This window comes from Micromonospora sp. KC207, assembly GCF_004348615.1.
GTDB lineage: Bacteria > Actinomycetota > Actinomycetes > Mycobacteriales > Micromonosporaceae > Micromonospora.
This window is the reverse complement of the sequence record NZ_SMKJ01000180.1, coordinates 1-14,669: the sequence shown is the minus strand read 5'-3', so window position 1 is coordinate 14,669 and position 14,669 is coordinate 1. Positions and strand designations below refer to the sequence as shown.

Below are 14,669 nucleotides of genomic sequence, written 5' to 3'. Positions count from 1 at the left end.
GCCATAGGGAAGTTCCAGGCGGTGGGCGGCCAGGAGGGGGGCGTTCTTCAGCAGGGCGCGGGTGTCGGCGTCGGCGACTATGCGGCCGGCGTCGAGGATCACCGAGCGATCGCACAGCTCCAGCGCGTACGGCAGGTCATGCGTGACCATCAGCAGGGTCACCGGCAGCCCGCGCAGGATCTCGGCCAGCTCCCGGCGGGCCGCCGGGTCGAGGTTGGACGACGGCTCGTCCAGCACCAGAACCTCCGGGTGCATGGCCAGCACGGTGGCCACCGCCACCCGGCGGCGCTGCCCGAACGACAGGTGGTGTGGGGCGCGGTCCCGGTGCTCACCCATCCCCACCGCCGCCAGGGCCTCGTCGACCCGGGCGGCCAGCTCGGCCCCGCGCAGCCCCAGGTTGGCCGGGCCGAACGCCACGTCCTCCGCGACCGTGGGCAGGAAGAGCTGATCGTCCGGGTCCTGGAAGACGATCCCGACCCGACGGCGGATCTCCGCGAGGGTGTCCCGGTCCCGGTTCACCGTCAGCCCACCGACGCTCACCGAGCCCTCGGCCGCGGTGAGGATGCCGTTGAGGTGCAGCACCAGGGTGGTCTTGCCCGCGCCGTTCGGCCCGAGCAGCGCCACCCGCTCGCCGCGCGCCACGTTCAGGTCGACCCCGTGCAGGGCGACGTGCCCGTCCGGGTACGCGTACCGGACGCCACGCACGTCCAGGGAGGGGGGATCGGGATTCTGCACGTACCCGATCATGTCAGGGCGACGGCGGTCGCGGCGATGCCGGCCGCGACCAGCGGCACCGTCGCCCCGACCAGCCACTGCCCGGCGGTCGCCGCGCCCGCGCCCTGCCACACCGCCGGCATCCGGCCGGAATAGCCGCGCGACAGCATCGCCAGGTAGACCCGCTCGCCGCGCTCGAACGCGCGCAGGAACAGCGCACCGACCCCGGCGGCGAAGCCGCGCAACTGCCACAAAAAGCGCGGGTCGTCGCCCCGGGAGACCCGGGCCACCCGCATCCGACGGGCCTCGCCGACCAGCACGTCCAGGTAGCGAAGCATGAAGGTGGCGATCTGGGTGACGATCTGCGGGCAGCGCAGCCGGTCCAGGCCGACGATCAGGTCCCGCGTCGTCGTGGTCGCGGCCAGCAGGAGCGACGCGAGTACGCCCAGCGTGCCCTTCGCGACGATGTTCCAGCCGCCGAGCAGCCCGTCGAGCGACAGGCCCAGCCCCGCCACCTCGACCCGCTCGCCCGCCCCGAGGAACGGCAGCGCGAACGCGAAGAGCACGAACGGCAGCTCGATCGCCGCGCGGGGCAGCAGCCAGCCCGGCCCCACCCTTGCCAGCCCGGCCACGCCGGCGACCAGCAGGGCGTACCCGCCGAACGCCCAGAACGCCGTGCGGGGGGTGGCCACCACCGCGAGGGTGAACAGCACCATCGCGGCGATCTTCACCTCCGGCGGTAGACGGTGCACCGGGGAGGCGGACTCCCGGTAGAGCACGTGCGCGTGACCGGCCCCCATGGTCGCGGGCCGGCTACCGGGACCGCGCCGCGCGCGACGCGCTGTCGGCCGGGCTCTCGGCGGCGGTCCGCTGCCGCGTCGTCCGGTCGGCGGCCGGCTCGCCACTGGACCGGTCGGCGGCCGGCGGCTGCGGGCCACGGCGGCGCAGCAGCCAGAACACGCCGCCGCCCACGGCGAAGGTGAGCAGCACGCCGAGCACCCCGGACAGCCCGGTGGAGAGGAAGTCGTTGTCGAGGCCACGCACGCCGTAGTCGGCCAGCGGGCTGTCGGCCAGCTCGTGGTCCCGCTCCTGCTGGGCGGGGCAGCTACCGCCGGTGATCTCCCCCTCGGCGTCGACCGTGCAGCCCCGCAGCAGCGACGAGTCCAGCCCGTCGGGGTGCGACGAGGCGTAGTTGCTCACCACGCCGGCCAGCAGCAGGGCGACCAGCAGCCCACCGACGACGAAACCCCAGGGACGCTTGCTCATCGGGCACCTCCGGCGACCGGAACGACGGGAGCCGACGCGGCCGGCTTGAGGGCGCGCAGCGCGTACACCAGATCGGGGCGCACCTTCGCGACGGTGACCACCGTGGTCGCGGTGATCAGGCCCTCGCCGATACCGATCAGCAGGTGGACGCCGGCCATCGTGCCGGCCAGGCCGGCGAGGTTGCCACCCAGGTCGGTGGTGCCGCCCAGCCAGTACTGGAGCACGAAGCCCTGGGACGCCACCACGACGCTGACCAGCGCCGACACGAAGGCGGTCACGCCGAGGCCGGCCGGGGTGCGGGGCAGCACCCGCAGCAGCAGAGCGATCAGCAGGTACGCCGCCGCGGTGCCCAGGACGGCCATGTTGGTGACGTTGAGCCCCAGCATCGCCACCCCGCCGTCGCCGAAGACCAGCGCCTGGACGACCAGCACGACCGCCACGCAGAGCGCGCCGACCCACGGGCCGACCAGCAGCGCGGCGAGCGCGCCGCCGAGCAGATGGCCGCTCACCCCGGCGGTGAAGACCGGGAAGTTGAGCATCTGGACGGCGAAGATGAACGCGGCGACCAGGCCGGCCATCGGGGCGAGCCGGTCGTCCAGGTCACGCCGGCCGCGCAGCACGCAGAGGGTCAGCACAGCCAGGGCGAAGGCGGCGAACACCGCAGCGACCGGGCCGTTCACGATCCCGTTGGAGATGTGCATCGCCAGGGTTTCCACTCGACCTCCCGGGGGGCCAGGCGGGAGGGTCCACGCCAGCTCGGGTCAGCGTATTTCCACGGACCTGCTGTTGCCAACGCCTGGCAACAGTGCCGAGGCGTTGATCACTACGCTCCGCGCCAGGGCGCGATGTCGGCGACATGGTGGGCGGTGTCGCTGCGGCGGCCAGGCTCGGCGGTAGGGTTTCGGCCATGACCGCGCCCGTCCGCCTCAGCCCCGGTGACCCCGCGCCCGAGTTCGCCCTGCCGACCGACACCGGCGAGACCCTCTCCCTGGCCGACCTGCGCGGCCGGCGGGTGATCCTGTACGTCTACCCCGCCGCGATGACCCCCGGCTGCACCAAGCAGGCGTGCGACTTCCGCGACTCGCTCGCCTCGCTCCGGGCCGCCGGTCTCGAGGTGGTCGGCATCTCCCCGGACAAGCCGGAGAAGCTGGCGAAGTTCCGTGATCGGGACGCCATCACCTTCCCGCTGGTCGCCGACACCGACCGAGCGGTGCTCACCGCCTACGGCGCGTACGGCGAGAAGCAGTCCTACGGCCGGACGGTGACCGGGGTGATCCGGTCCACCTTCGTCATCGGCCCGGACGGGAAGATCGAGCGGGCGCTCTACAACGTCAAGGCCACCGGCCACGTCGCCAAGCTGCGTCGCGACCTCGGCCTCGACTGAGCGAACGGCCCCGGCTCCCGTTCGCCCCTCGTGCACCTGATGAACACCGACCCGGTGGCACAGACGTTGTTGGAGTCGCCGGTCGCGATGCGGCTGGGCTATGTGGGCCTGGACGGTCACCCGCGCACGGTGCCGGTCGCGTACCTGTGGAACGGCGAGGCGTTTCAGACTGCGACTTCGTGACCCGCTTCCCGCCGCCGGTCGAGATCAACGCCCCCGCTCACGACCCTTCCCACGGCGGGAGCGACAGCGCGCCGGTACCGGTCAACTGGCCCCGACGCGGCGCCGGACGACTCGCCTGCGGGGCAGTGCTAACACCAGGGACGCCGGACCCTCTAGACTCCTCGGTCAGGCGGGAGTGGTGGAAATGGCCAGACACGCAGGATTTAGGTTCCTGTGTCCGTGAGGACGTGGGGGTTCGAGTCCCCTCTCCCGCACCCTGTGCGGCTGTGGTGCGCGTCACGATCATGAGGTCGTCGGATGGCGGCGGGGTCAGGATGACGGCGTGAGCCTGCGTTTCGTCCTCGACCCCGACCTCACCGCCGAGCTGCGCGAACAGGTCGTCGCCCTGTGGGTGGACGTCACCAACGCCGGCGGCGCGGTCGGCTTCGTCGCGCCGGTCACCGGAGCCGACGTCCGCCCCGTCGCCGAGGCGACGTTCGCCGGCATCGTCGACGGCCCGGACCGGCTGCTCGTCGGGTACGACGACGCGCGCCCGGCGGCCGTTCTGGTCTTCGCCGACAACCGGTTCGCGCTGAAGGCGCACTGGTGCGTGCTGAAGCGGGTGATGGTGCACCCCGGCGCCCAGGGCCGGGGGTACGGGTCGGCGCTGATGCGGGAGGCGGAGTGGCTCGGCCGGAAGCTGGGTTGGGCGGCGCTGCACGTGACCGTCCGGGACGGGTTGGGGCTGGAGCAGTTCTACGCGCGGTTCGGGTACCGGGAGGTGGGTCGGTTGCCGGGCGCGCTGCGGGTCGCCCCGGGCGACGACCGGGACGAGATCCTCATGTGGCTCGACCTTCCGCCGGCAACCCCCGAGCCGTAGTCCCCGCGCCGGGCGAAACCGGGCCGTGGACAGCGGCCACGTGAACACCGGCCACGAGCCCGGCCGCCTGGGTCAGTGGCCGCCGCAGCGGCCCGCGGGCGCGTCGGCGGCGAGCGGCACGACGGCCGCGTCCACGGGCGTCGTCTCCGCCGACGGGGCTGCCGGCGACGAGCTCTGGGACGCCGCGCTGGGCGTCGGCGAGGCGCTGGGCCGGGGCGACGCGGAACGCTTGGGGGCGGTCGACCGAACACTCCCGGACGTCCCGCCGCCGTACATCCTGACGGTGCCGCGCTGGACCTGACCGGGGGCCATCCGGATGCCGCCGGCGGTGACCCGGTGGCCGTACCCGTCGGTGACCCGGATCGAGTACGGGCCGGGGCCGGCACCGGACTCGACCAGCCAGTAGTTGTAGTCCTGCCGGGCGGCGGTGCGCCACCCGCCCGAGTTGCCCTGCCGAACCTCGACCGCGCGCAGCGGGTTGCCGTGGTCGGCGACCAGCACGGCGAACCAGTACTGCGAGGAGCCCTCCTTGATCCGGAAAGTGAGCGGGCCGGGCAGCGGCGGGTCGACCACCGCCCGGTAGCTGACGGCGACGATCCCCTGCACCGGGTCGGCGATCCTCGCGAACGCCTCGCGGGACAGGTCCAGGTGCCCGGGCTCGCACTCGGGGCACTGGTCCACGACGAGGACGCGGACGCTGCCCTTCGGGCCGGTCACGTCGAGGTGGCCGCCGCAGGCCGCGCCGGCGGCGTACTCCGACGGGCCGAGCGCCACGTAGAGCCGGTTCGCCGGCGCGCTCGGGTAGGAGCAGTTGCCGCCGGCGCCCTTGGAGTCGTAGAAGGTCGCCTTGCCCTTGTGGACGGTCCCACCGGTCGGCGGCGCGGCGGCGATCGGGGCGGCGGCAACCGGCGGGGCCGCAGCGGGCGGGGCGGCGCAGGCGGGGGTCGCGCCCGCGCGCAGGGCGAGGGTCAGGCCAAGGACGCCCGCGAGTGCGGCCACCCCGACAGCGGCGAGCCAGCGGGACCGGCCGGGGCGCGGGGCGCGGCGGCGCCCGGGGCCGCCAGCGGCGTGGGAGGCGTCCGTGGGCGCGCTACCGTCGGTCACGCCGGTCATGCTGCCTAACCCATGTCGCCCGAGACAAGCCGGCTAAGCCAAAACTAAGACGCGGGCCGACCGGCCCGAACCGGGTGGCCGGTCAGGGCCCGGCATCCGCCACCGGCCCGGGGGGCGCCGCCGCCACGTGCAGCGGGTCGCCGACCCGCACCGCGCCCGGCCCCTCGGGGACGAGGTGGAGCCCGAACAGCAGCCTCCCGCCGATGTTGCGGTGCCGGCCGAGCGTGCGCAGTGGTTCCTTTCCGCGTACCCCGGTCTCCTGGTCGGTGGTGGTGACCACGCAGCGACCGCACGACCCGGCGGCGCGGAACCACGCGGAGCCGACCCGCAGCCGGCGGCCGGCCCAGCCGTCCTCGGCCCAGGCGGGCGCGCCGGAGACGACCAGGTTGGGACGGAACCGGCTGATCGGCACGGGAGGCCCGCCGGCTTCGGCGAGCCAGCCGTTGAGTGCGTCGAGGGAGGCGGCGTTGGCCAGTAGCAGCGGGTACTCGTCGGCGAAGCTGACCTGGTCGCCGGTGTCGTGGGCCCGGGCGGCGGGCGGCAGGTGCCGGGCGGGCCGGGCCAGGTGGACCAGGCGCACCGGGCGGCCGAGCAGCGTGCCGAGCCACCCGTCGGCGGCCGGGCCGGCGGGGAGCGCGGGCACCGGCAGCCGGTCGCGGAACACCCGCACGGGCAGCGGCTCGCCCCCGGCCGGCACGGCCACGTCGAGGTCGGCGCGGCCCTCGGCGCGCAGCAACAGGCCCCCGTCGCGGGGTACGGCCCGCAGCCCGACCAGCGCCGTGACCTCCCGCTGGGTGAGGCCCAGGCCATCGGGGTCGACCACCATCCAGCGCCGGTCGCCGGCCAGGCCCCACGGCTCGACCCGGGCGGCGTCGTGGTCGAGCCGGCGGCAACCCTTGACCGGGTAGGTATGCAGAGCCGCGAGCCTCACCACGCCGCGCCGATGCCGTCACCCGGATACCAGTGCCGGGCCGGGGTCTCCCGGTAGGCGAGGAACCGCCGGCCGGTGCGTTCGGCGTGCTCGGCGAGGACGTTGGTGGCGGTGACGTTGTCGGTGAGCAGCAGCGCGCCGGGGGCGAGCTTCGGCTCGACGGCGTCGAACTCGCGCTTCTCGTGGGCGCGGCTGTGGTCGCTGTCGTGCAGGAAGAGGTCGACGGGCCGGTCGAGGGCGCCGATCGAGGCGATGGAGTCGCCGATCACCAGGTCGACGACCCCGGACCAGGGGGTGGTGCGGGCCAGGTAGCCGGCCTCGGGGTTGATGTCCAGTGAGGTGACCCGGCCGGGGTGCCCCTCGGCGGCGTTACGCAGCAGGGCGGACGCCAGCACGCAGCTACCCAGCCCCTTGTCGACGCCGGTTTCCACCACGTGCGCCGGGCGGGTGGCGCGGACCATGGCGTACCAGCCGATCCGGCGGGCGTAGCGGACCTCGCGGTCGGCCAGGCCCCGGCGGGACGCCTCGGCGGTGGCCCGCTCGATGTGCCGGCGCAACTCCTCGTCGCCCTCGATCTCGGCGAACCAGCCACGGACGCGGGCCACCGGCACGTCGCAGACGACGCTGACGAACCAGGACAGGTGCTGCCGGCTCAGCTTCGTCAGCTCGTACGTGTAGTTGTGGTGTTCCCGCGAGGTGACCAGCCAGCGGGCGGAGGTGCGCAGCACCTTGACGTCGTGCCGGGCCACCCGGGCGAGCCGCTTGGGAAAGGCGGCGACCGGGGCGAGCCGGGTGCGGGCGATGGCCCGCCGCAGCTTGATTGCGTCCACGGAAGGGTTCTACCAGTTCCGGGCAAACAACGGGTGGCCAAGCTCACTTCCGCCCGGCCCCGGGCCGCCCGTTCGGGCCGGTGCGCGGCGCGGCGGATCGATAGCATCGCCGCCATGTCTCGTACCGATCAGGCCGCGCGACCGACCCAGGACGGCCCGGCCGGTCCGCCCGCCGGCCCGGCCACACCGGAGGGTGCCGGGTCGCGCCCGAAGCGCCGCCGGTGGGGGCGGATCGCGCTGGTCGTGTTGCTCGCGGTGGCGCTGCTGGTCGCGGGTGGCGCGGTCGCCGGCGGGCTGTGGCTGCGGTCGGTGGAGCGGGGCGTCGACCGGGTCGACGCGTTCGCCGAGGTGCCGGAGCAGGAGCGGCCGGCGGCGGTGGCCCGGGGCGCGGTGAACATCATGGTCCTGGGCAGCGACTCGCGGGACCCGGACGGGACCACGGGGTCACGGGCCGACACGATCATCGTGGCGCACCTGCCGAAGGACCGGTCGAGCGCCGAGCTGATCTCGATCCCCCGGGACACCTGGGTGCCGATCCCCCGGTCGGGCGACGGCCGGCACGGCGGCCGGGAGGCGAAGATCAACGCCGCGTACGCCTGGGGCGGGGTCCCGCTCATGGTGCGTACGGTGGAGCAGTTCACCGGCGTGCGCATCGACCACGTGGCGCTGATCGACTTCGCGGGGTTCCGGGAGATCATCGACGCCCTGGGCGGGGTCGAGATCACCTCGGAGAGGTCCTTCACCTCGATTCACCCCCCGTTCCGCACCTTCCGGCAGGGGCCGCAGCTGATGGACGGCGAGACGGCGCTGGACTACGCCCGGCAGCGCAAACAGTTCGCCGACGGCGACTTCGCCCGAATCCGGCACCAGCAACAGGTCATCAAGGCGATCCTCGACCGGGCCGCGTCCGGCGGCATCCTCGCCAGCCCCGGCCGACTCAACGCCTTCGTCCGGGCCACATCGGACTCGGTCTCGGTGGACCGGGGCATGTCCCTGCTGGACATGGCGACCCAGCTACGCGGCCTGCGCGGCGGCAACCTGTTCTTCTTCACCTCGCCCACCCGGGGCACGGGCACCGTCGGCAACGAGAGCGTGGTGTTCGCCGACGACCGCCGGGCGCGGACCCTCTACGACGCGGTCCGCCGGGACGCCGTCAAGGAGATCATCGCCGCCGGCTCGTGACCCGCCGGGCAGGCGCTGCGCCCCGGCGACGTCAACCGTCGGAGCGCCGGCGGGCCAGCAGCTCGTCGAGCAGCGCCGCGTGGGCCGGCTTCGGCCGGAAGTCGGCGTCGAAGAGGCAGGCGGCGCCGTAGCCGCGGTGGTAGCCGGGAATCCAGCTGCGGGCGTCGGTGAACCCCCACACGGTGACCGACACGCAGGCGGCCACGTCCAGGCAGGCGCGCAGCGTCTCCCGGTACAGCGCGGCCTGGCGGCGCAGCCCCTCCCCGGTCGCCGGGAGCCGCACCCGCACGTCCAGCTCTGTGACGGCGACGCGCACCCCCAGCGCGGCAAAGCGGCGCAGGTTGCCCCGGACGTCCCGGGGCGGTCGCTCGGCGTCCAGGTGCCCCTGGAAGCCCACCCCGTCGACCGGTACGCCGTCGGCGCGAAGCTGCCGCACCAGGCTCAGCAACGCGTCGGCCTTCCCGGTCCGCCCCTCGGTGCCGTACTCGTTGACGAACAGCTTGGCGTCGGGGTCGGCCTGCCGGGCCCAGCGGAACGCGTCGGCGATGTAGCCGGGGCCGAGCTTGCGCAGCCAGAGGGTGTCGCGCAGCGAGCCGTCCTCGTCGAGCACCTCGTTGACCACGTCCCAGGCCCACACCCGGCCCCGGTAGTGCGCGACGACGGCGGTCACGTGCCGGCGTAGCACCTCCCGGAGCTGCTCCGCCGGCCAGTCCGGGGACACCCAATCCGGCACGTCGTTGTGCCAGACCAGGGTGTGGCCGTACACCGCCTGGCCGTTGCGGCGGGCCAGGTCGACGATCTGGTCGCCGCCGGCCCAGGCGTACACGCCGGGTGAGGGTTCCAGGTTGCGCCATTTCATGGCGTTCTCGGCGGTGACCGCGTTGAACTCGGCGGCGAGGACCCCCGGGTAGGCGGGGTCGAGGTTCAGCCCCCGGGGGTCGACCGCCGTGCCGATCAGCGTCCCGGCGGGGGCGAGCCCGCGCAGCGTCCCGCGTGCCGACGGGGTGTAGGCCGGCGCGGCCCGGACGGCGTCGTCCGGGTCGCTGTCGCCGGCGGTGCCGAGGGCGGCCATGCCGGCTAGCAGAACCATGGCGACGACCAGCGCCGTCGCCACCAGCAGGCCGGCGGCGGTGAGCGGGCGCGGGCGGATCACCGCACCGACGGGGCCGGGCCGGCGGTGCGGGCCCAGGGTGCCGCCGTGAAGTTGCGCCGGGCACGCTCGGCGTAGATCGCGCGCGGCAGCTCCGGGACGTCCAGTTCGGTGAGCAGGACGGTCAGCGTCCGGGTCACCTCGGTCGGGTCGTCGGGGACCCGACCCATCCGCAGGGCCGGCGGCTGCCCGATCTCGTCGAGGAAGTCGTCGCACTTCTGCTGGTACGGCACGAGGGTGAACGGTACCCCCGCCAGGTACGCGAAGACGGCCCCGTGCAGCCGCATGTGCAGCCCGAGGTCGCAGCGCTTCATCTCGTCCCAGCAGGCCCGTACGCCGTCGCGGGCGGTGACCACCCGCACGTCGCAGTGCCCCGCGACCGCGGCCCGCAGCCGCTCGCTGACCCGCTCGTCGCCGTACACCGGGTGGGTGTTGAACACGAACACGGTGACGTCGACGGGCTCGGCGCGCACCAGCGCGCGCACCCCCTCGACCAGGGCGTCCTCGCGGCGGCGCACGTCGACATCGGCGGCCTCGTGGTCGACGCCGAGCAGGGTCACGCCGAGACGGGCCCGGCCGGTGGGGCGTGGCCGGCGCGGCGGGACCGGCTCGCCGAGCGCCTCGGGCAGCAGGCCGGCGAGGTCGCCGGCCGGCACCAGCACGCCCGGGTAGCCGGCCCGTTCGAGGATCTCGGCGGAGGCGATGTCGCGTACCCCGATGAAGGCGACCCGGCGCAGGACGCGCAGCAACCGGCGCTCGGAGGCGGCGGAGACGAACGGGCCGACGGAGACCCCGACGGCGGCCATCGGGTGCCCGGACACCCCGGAGAAGAGCGAGAAGACCTTCTTCTCGCTCAGCGGCCCCATCTCGCGGAACACGGAGCCGCCGCCGAAGACCAGCATGGTGGAGCGGCGCAGCAGGGCGGCCTTGTTGAGCACCCAACCGGCCCGGTCGGCGGTGCCGCGCGAGCGGTACCAGCGCGGGTCCATGCCGGTGCGCTCGGGCGGCAGGTCCACCATGGGCGGCGCCGCGAAGACGGGCTCCTCGGCTCCCCAGTAGACCCGGGTCGCCCAGTCCATGACGACACAGAATGCGTTGTCGCCGACGTTCTCCATACCGTAGTAGCCGACGACAAGGGGCCGGCGGGCCACCGGGGCCGGTGCGGAGCGCCCGGGTGCCGGTTCGCACGGCACGGCGGTCGGTTCAGGACGCACGGGGAGCCTCCCTGCTCAAGCGCCTGCGCAGGTCGCGCCAGGTGGGCAGCGGGGAGTCACCCACGACGCCCCGCCGGGCGGCGACCCAGAGCAGGCAGCAGAGTACCGCCTCCGCCAACACGGTCGCCCCGGCGGCACCGCGCACGCCCCAGGCCGGCACGGCCACCGCCAGGGCGACCAGCAGCACCAGGGCCCCCACGGTCTGGTACGCCACCTTACGGCGGAGCAGCCCGCCGCTGGTCAGCAGGGCGGCCACGGCGGCGCCGCCGAACCGGAACGGCACCGCCAGCGCCAGCACCGCCAGCACCGGCGCGGCCGCCCGGTACTCCGGGCCGAACAACAGCGGCAGGGCCACCAGGCCGCCGAGCGCCACCGCCGCCGCGACGACCGCGCCGAGCAGCACCATCCCGGCGCTGCCCCAGCGGTACGCCAGCAGCACCGCCTCGGCGTCCGAACCGGCCCAGCGGTGCAGCTTGCCCAGCAGGTACTGCTGATACACGACCCGGGGGACGAGGTACACGGCGATGAGCACGGACATCGGCACGGCGAGCAGGGCCGCCGCCGCGCCGCCGAGCAACTCGGCGGTGAGCACCGTGCCGAAATGGATGCCGAGCAGGTAGCAGACGTTGCCGAGCACGTACGGGGTGGTCGCCCCCACCAGGTGACCCAGCCGGGGACCGGCGTCGGAGGTGGCGGACGGCGCGGGGACGGGATGCCCCTCCAGCGGCATCGCGCCGCGCCGGAACTCGCGCGACACCAGCAGGCAGGCGGCGACGGTCGCCACGGCGACGACCGCGTACCCGGCCGCGACGGCGACGACGGAGAGCCCGGCCGCCCAGACCGCCAGGGTGACCAGCACCCGGCCCAGGTGGGGGGCCAGTTGGAGGGCGGACAGCCCCCGGTAGTCGCCCCGCAGCTGCCGCACGGAGCCGGCCAGCGCCAGCGCGGCCTGGGCCACCACGACGGTGGCGAGCAGGGCCCGCACCGCCGCCGCCGTGGTGTCGGGCAGCTCGGCGGCGCTCCAGGCCAGGACGCCGAGGAGCAGCACCGCGCAGGCGACGCCGGCCAGCCGCAGCGACGGCACCACCCAGCGGTACGCCCGCGCGCCCTCCTGCCCGAACACCTGCAACCACAGCTCGGACACGCCGAAGACGGCCACCGGCGCGGTCAGCGACACCACGGCCAGCACTGCGGTGAGCGAGCCGAAGTCGGCCCGGGAGAGCGTGCGGGCGAGCAGGACCTGGCTGCCGAAGGCGGCGACGGTTACGCCGGCCTGGCTCAGCCCCAGCAGACCGACCTGGGCCAGCATCGTGGCCGCCCGCCCGTGCCGGCGACCGGACCCGTGCTCCGGCTCTGCGCCGTGGCCCGGCCCTCCGCCGCGCCCGGAGTCAACGGCCGAGGCTGACAAGCCACTTGCCCGTCTCGCTCAGGGTGCGCAGCGCCTTGATGCCGAATGCCACCCCGGGCACCCGCGAGGGGCAGTACGTGTCGACCAGCCGGAACCAGAAGACCAGCCCGCCGAGCCGGCCCCGGGTGACGTTGCCGTCGTGCCGGCGGAACCGGACGACCGGGTGGGCCAGGCGCCGGGGGTGTACGCCGGCGCGCAGCGCCCGCAGCATCAGCTCCACGTCCTCGAAGAGCCGGAAGCTCTCGTCGTACCCGCCGATGCGCTCCAGCAACCGGCGGTCGATGGTGGTGCCCGAGTGTTTGAACGGCAGCCGGGGGCGGGTCAGCACGCCCAGCAGCATGGCCCGCGCCGAGGCGTACTCGGGCAGCCGGATGTGCCGGGAGCTGCCGCCGCGCACCTCGTGGTAGTCGACGTACACCCAGTCGCCGTCGGTGGCGACGAGCAGGTCGTGCAGCCGGGCCAGCGCGTCGGCGGAGAGCTCGTCGTCGGAGTCCAGCACGGTGATGTACCGGCCGGTCGCGGCGCGCAGCGCGACGTTGCGCGCCTGGGCGATGCCGCTGGGCGGCAGGCTGAGCACCCGGACCCGCCGGTCGGCGGACACGCCCGCCTCCGCCAGCACCCGGGTGACCGGGACGGCCGAGCCGTCGTCGACGACGACCAGTTCGAAGTCCCGGTGGTGGTTGGCGAGCACGCTGCGCACGGCGTCGACCAGCAGGACGGCCCGGTCGCGGACCACGATGCAGACCGAGAACGTCGGCACCACCGACGCGTCGTCGCGCGCCTGTGGGGCCCCGCCGCCGCTGCTTTCACCCTGGACGGACGCCGGCAGTGGATGCCTCATCGAGCCGTCCCTCCTCCCCCCGTTCGACGTCGGCCGTGACCGTGGCGCCGCCCGCCGACGTGACTGTCACGCCGGCCAACGACAGGATCACGAGCTGCCCGTAGAGGAACAGCCACATGAAGTACGGGTACGCCATCGGCTTCTGCGTGAGCCCGAAGAGCACGAAGACCGCGTAGAGCACGCCCAGCGCCCAGCGCTGCGCCGGCCCGGCGCACCTCCGCCGGACGACGACGTAGAGGCCGGCGACGACCCCGACGACCACGACCAGACCGACGGTCCCCCAGACGACCAGGACCCGCAGCAGGTCGTTGTGCATGTCCCAGGGCTCGTAGCCGAACCCGAAGAGCCAGACGTCCGGCGTGGACCGGCCGAGGATGCGGGCGACGTCGTTCCAGATGGCGCCACGGCCGTGCATGAACGTGTCGGAGCGCACGTCGAGCGATCCGACCTCGGTCAGCGCCACCCCGGCCCGTTCCCGGACGGCGTCGCCCGCGAGCGCGGCGGCGACTCCGCCGGCCGCGACCAGGCCGGCGGCCACCGCCAGGAGCCGCCACCGGCGGACGCGGCCGGGGCGCGGCGCGGCCCGCAGCGCGCCCAGCCGTCGCGCCTCGAAGGCGACCACGATCACGAGCAGGCAGAGGATGGTGAGCCGGTGCAGCGACACCACGCCGGTAGCCACGAAGAGGCCGACCAGCGCGTACCGGCGGGGCGGGGTCAGGCGCAGGCGGTCGCCGAGCACGTAGCAGAGGAAGACCGAGAACATCAGCAGCCGCCCGAGCGACATCGGGTGGTAGTAGCCCCCGGACGCCCGGCCGATCTTCTGGCCGGGCAGCTCGAAGTAGAACGAGTACGGCACGACACCGGCGACCTGGAGCCAGGCCAGCGCGCAGTGGACGACCGCGCCGGCCAGCACGACGGCGGCCACCATGGCCAGGCGACGGGCGGGGAACCGGTCCGGGCGGGTCAGCATCATCCCGATCAGCGCCACCGGCGCGAAGCTGACCAGCAGGCGAACCGCCTCGGCGGGGATCGCCGTGGCGGGGTCGAGGTGCGGGCCGTAGATGGAGTAACGGCGGATGTCGAACAGGGCCAGCAGATCGGCGCGTGGCCCGGCGACGAGGTAGCTGAACCCGGAGACGACCAACAGCAGGGCGAGGGCGAGCAGCATCGCCAGCACGGGGCGCGGCGGCAGCCGGCGGGTCGCGAGCACCGCCGCCGCGAGGGCCGCCACCATGCACCCCGCCCCGACGGCGCTGAGCAGGACGCCCAGGTCGACCCCGCCGCCCGCGTCCCGCTCGCCGATGTCGAGCAGGGGCTTGACCGCGATCAGCGCCAGCGCGGCGGTGGCGAAGTGGCCGGCGGCCCGGTCGAGCCGCCGCGGCAGGTCGCCCCCGGACAGGGCACCGGAGGCGATGAGCGGCGCGCGACTGTCCACCGTGTCCAACCGTCGGTTTTTGGGTGCAAAACACCAGGACGATACCAACGCCGGGGCGACCCCGCTGACCCCGCGCCGTCCGGCCGGGCCCCACGCGACGGCCCCGGGGCGACGCGCCCCCGCCTTGCCGCTACGGCGCGCGGTCCGGCAAGCTAGACA

At 74.6% G+C, this 14,669-nt stretch carries 16 protein-coding genes and 1 tRNA gene; 5 read left to right on the top strand and 12 right to left on the bottom strand.

All coding sequences use genetic code 11. From position 1 onward, the window contains the following. The 4 genes from E1258_RS21240 to E1258_RS21225 form a co-directional block, all read right to left on the bottom strand. On the bottom strand, nucleotides 1-747 hold a 747-nt coding region (locus E1258_RS21240; RefSeq protein ID WP_132404095.1), incomplete at its 3' end, for an energy-coupling factor ABC transporter ATP-binding protein. After that, the gene (cbiQ, locus tag E1258_RS21235; RefSeq protein WP_132404093.1) at nucleotides 744-1,514 is read right to left on the bottom strand and encodes a cobalt ECF transporter T component CbiQ; all 771 of its coding nucleotides are present in this window, start codon (nucleotides 1,512-1,514) and stop codon (nucleotides 744-746) included. The genes E1258_RS21240 and cbiQ, both read right to left, overlap by 4 nt. Nucleotides 1,515-1,527: 13 nt before the next feature. Continuing rightward, nucleotides 1,528-1,980, bottom strand: coding sequence for a PDGLE domain-containing protein (locus tag E1258_RS21230; RefSeq protein WP_132404090.1), 453 nt, complete (start codon nucleotides 1,978-1,980; stop codon nucleotides 1,528-1,530). Next, the gene (locus tag E1258_RS21225) at nucleotides 1,977-2,696 is read right to left on the bottom strand and encodes an energy-coupling factor ABC transporter permease (RefSeq protein WP_132404087.1); all 720 of its coding nucleotides are present in this window, start codon (nucleotides 2,694-2,696) and stop codon (nucleotides 1,977-1,979) included. The genes E1258_RS21230 and E1258_RS21225 overlap by 4 nt, the downstream gene beginning before the upstream one ends. Before the next feature lie 191 nt (nucleotides 2,697-2,887). Here E1258_RS21225 and bcp point away from each other — a divergent pair, with 191 nt between their 5' ends. From bcp to E1258_RS21210, 4 genes are all read left to right on the top strand, one after another. Then, nucleotides 2,888-3,364 carry a thioredoxin-dependent thiol peroxidase gene (gene bcp / locus E1258_RS21220; protein WP_132404084.1) on the top strand — a complete coding sequence of 159 codons (477 nt, stop codon included), beginning with the start codon at nucleotides 2,888-2,890 and terminating at the stop codon, nucleotides 3,362-3,364. A 39-nt stretch (nucleotides 3,365-3,403) separates the two neighbouring features. Beyond that, entirely contained in the window at nucleotides 3,404-3,547 is a 144-nt protein-coding gene (locus E1258_RS33505; protein WP_165949858.1) for a hypothetical protein, read from the top strand. A gap of 169 nt (nucleotides 3,548-3,716) precedes the next feature. Beyond that, nucleotides 3,717-3,801: transfer RNA gene (locus tag E1258_RS21215), tRNA-Leu, on the top strand. Nucleotides 3,802-3,869: 68 nt separating this feature from the next. Next, nucleotides 3,870-4,406: a GNAT family N-acetyltransferase gene (locus E1258_RS21210; RefSeq protein ID WP_132404081.1), complete on the top strand. Its 537-nt coding sequence runs from the start codon at nucleotides 3,870-3,872 to the stop codon at nucleotides 4,404-4,406. 72 nt (nucleotides 4,407-4,478) lie between these two features. Here E1258_RS21210 and E1258_RS21205 read toward each other — a convergent pair whose 3' ends face one another. The 3 genes from E1258_RS21205 to E1258_RS21195 form a co-directional block, all read right to left on the bottom strand. Further along, the gene (locus E1258_RS21205; RefSeq protein WP_371688652.1) at nucleotides 4,479-5,510 is read right to left on the bottom strand and encodes an expansin EXLX1 family cellulose-binding protein; all 1,032 of its coding nucleotides are present in this window, start codon (nucleotides 5,508-5,510) and stop codon (nucleotides 4,479-4,481) included. 91 nt (nucleotides 5,511-5,601) lie between these two features. Next, entirely contained in the window at nucleotides 5,602-6,450 is an 849-nt protein-coding gene (locus E1258_RS21200; protein WP_132404075.1) for an MOSC domain-containing protein, read from the bottom strand. Then, nucleotides 6,447-7,280: a class I SAM-dependent methyltransferase gene (locus tag E1258_RS21195; RefSeq protein ID WP_132404072.1), complete on the bottom strand. Its 834-nt coding sequence runs from the start codon at nucleotides 7,278-7,280 to the stop codon at nucleotides 6,447-6,449. The genes E1258_RS21200 and E1258_RS21195 overlap by 4 nt, the downstream gene beginning before the upstream one ends. A 114-nt stretch (nucleotides 7,281-7,394) precedes the next feature. Between E1258_RS21195 and E1258_RS21190 the strand changes: the two genes are divergently transcribed. Then, nucleotides 7,395-8,462: an LCP family protein gene (locus E1258_RS21190; RefSeq protein WP_371688651.1), complete on the top strand. Its 1,068-nt coding sequence runs from the start codon at nucleotides 7,395-7,397 to the stop codon at nucleotides 8,460-8,462. Nucleotides 8,463-8,493: 31 nt separating this feature from the next. Here the strand turns inward: E1258_RS21190 and E1258_RS21185 are convergent, their stop codons facing one another. From E1258_RS21185 to E1258_RS21165, 5 genes are all read right to left on the bottom strand, one after another. Beyond that, nucleotides 8,494-9,615, bottom strand: coding sequence for an endo-1,4-beta-xylanase (locus E1258_RS21185; protein WP_207919652.1), 1,122 nt, complete (start codon nucleotides 9,613-9,615; stop codon nucleotides 8,494-8,496). Beyond that, nucleotides 9,612-10,826: a polysaccharide pyruvyl transferase family protein gene (locus E1258_RS21180; protein ID WP_132404066.1), complete on the bottom strand. Its 1,215-nt coding sequence runs from the start codon at nucleotides 10,824-10,826 to the stop codon at nucleotides 9,612-9,614. The genes E1258_RS21185 and E1258_RS21180 overlap by 4 nt, the downstream gene beginning before the upstream one ends. Next, a complete protein-coding gene (locus E1258_RS21175; RefSeq protein WP_132404063.1) occupies nucleotides 10,816-12,135 on the bottom strand; it encodes a polysaccharide biosynthesis C-terminal domain-containing protein in 1,320 nt (439 codons plus the stop codon). The genes E1258_RS21180 and E1258_RS21175 overlap by 11 nt, the downstream gene beginning before the upstream one ends. Nucleotides 12,136-12,214: 79 nt before the next feature. Further along, nucleotides 12,215-13,075 (bottom strand): glycosyltransferase, encoded by an 861-nt coding sequence (locus E1258_RS21170; protein ID WP_132404060.1) that lies wholly within the window; start codon nucleotides 13,073-13,075, stop codon nucleotides 12,215-12,217. Then, entirely contained in the window at nucleotides 13,041-14,510 is a 1,470-nt protein-coding gene (locus tag E1258_RS21165; protein WP_132404057.1) for a hypothetical protein, read from the bottom strand. Before E1258_RS21165 ends, E1258_RS21170 begins: the two co-directional genes overlap by 35 nt. Nucleotides 14,511-14,669 lie beyond the last annotated feature (159 nt).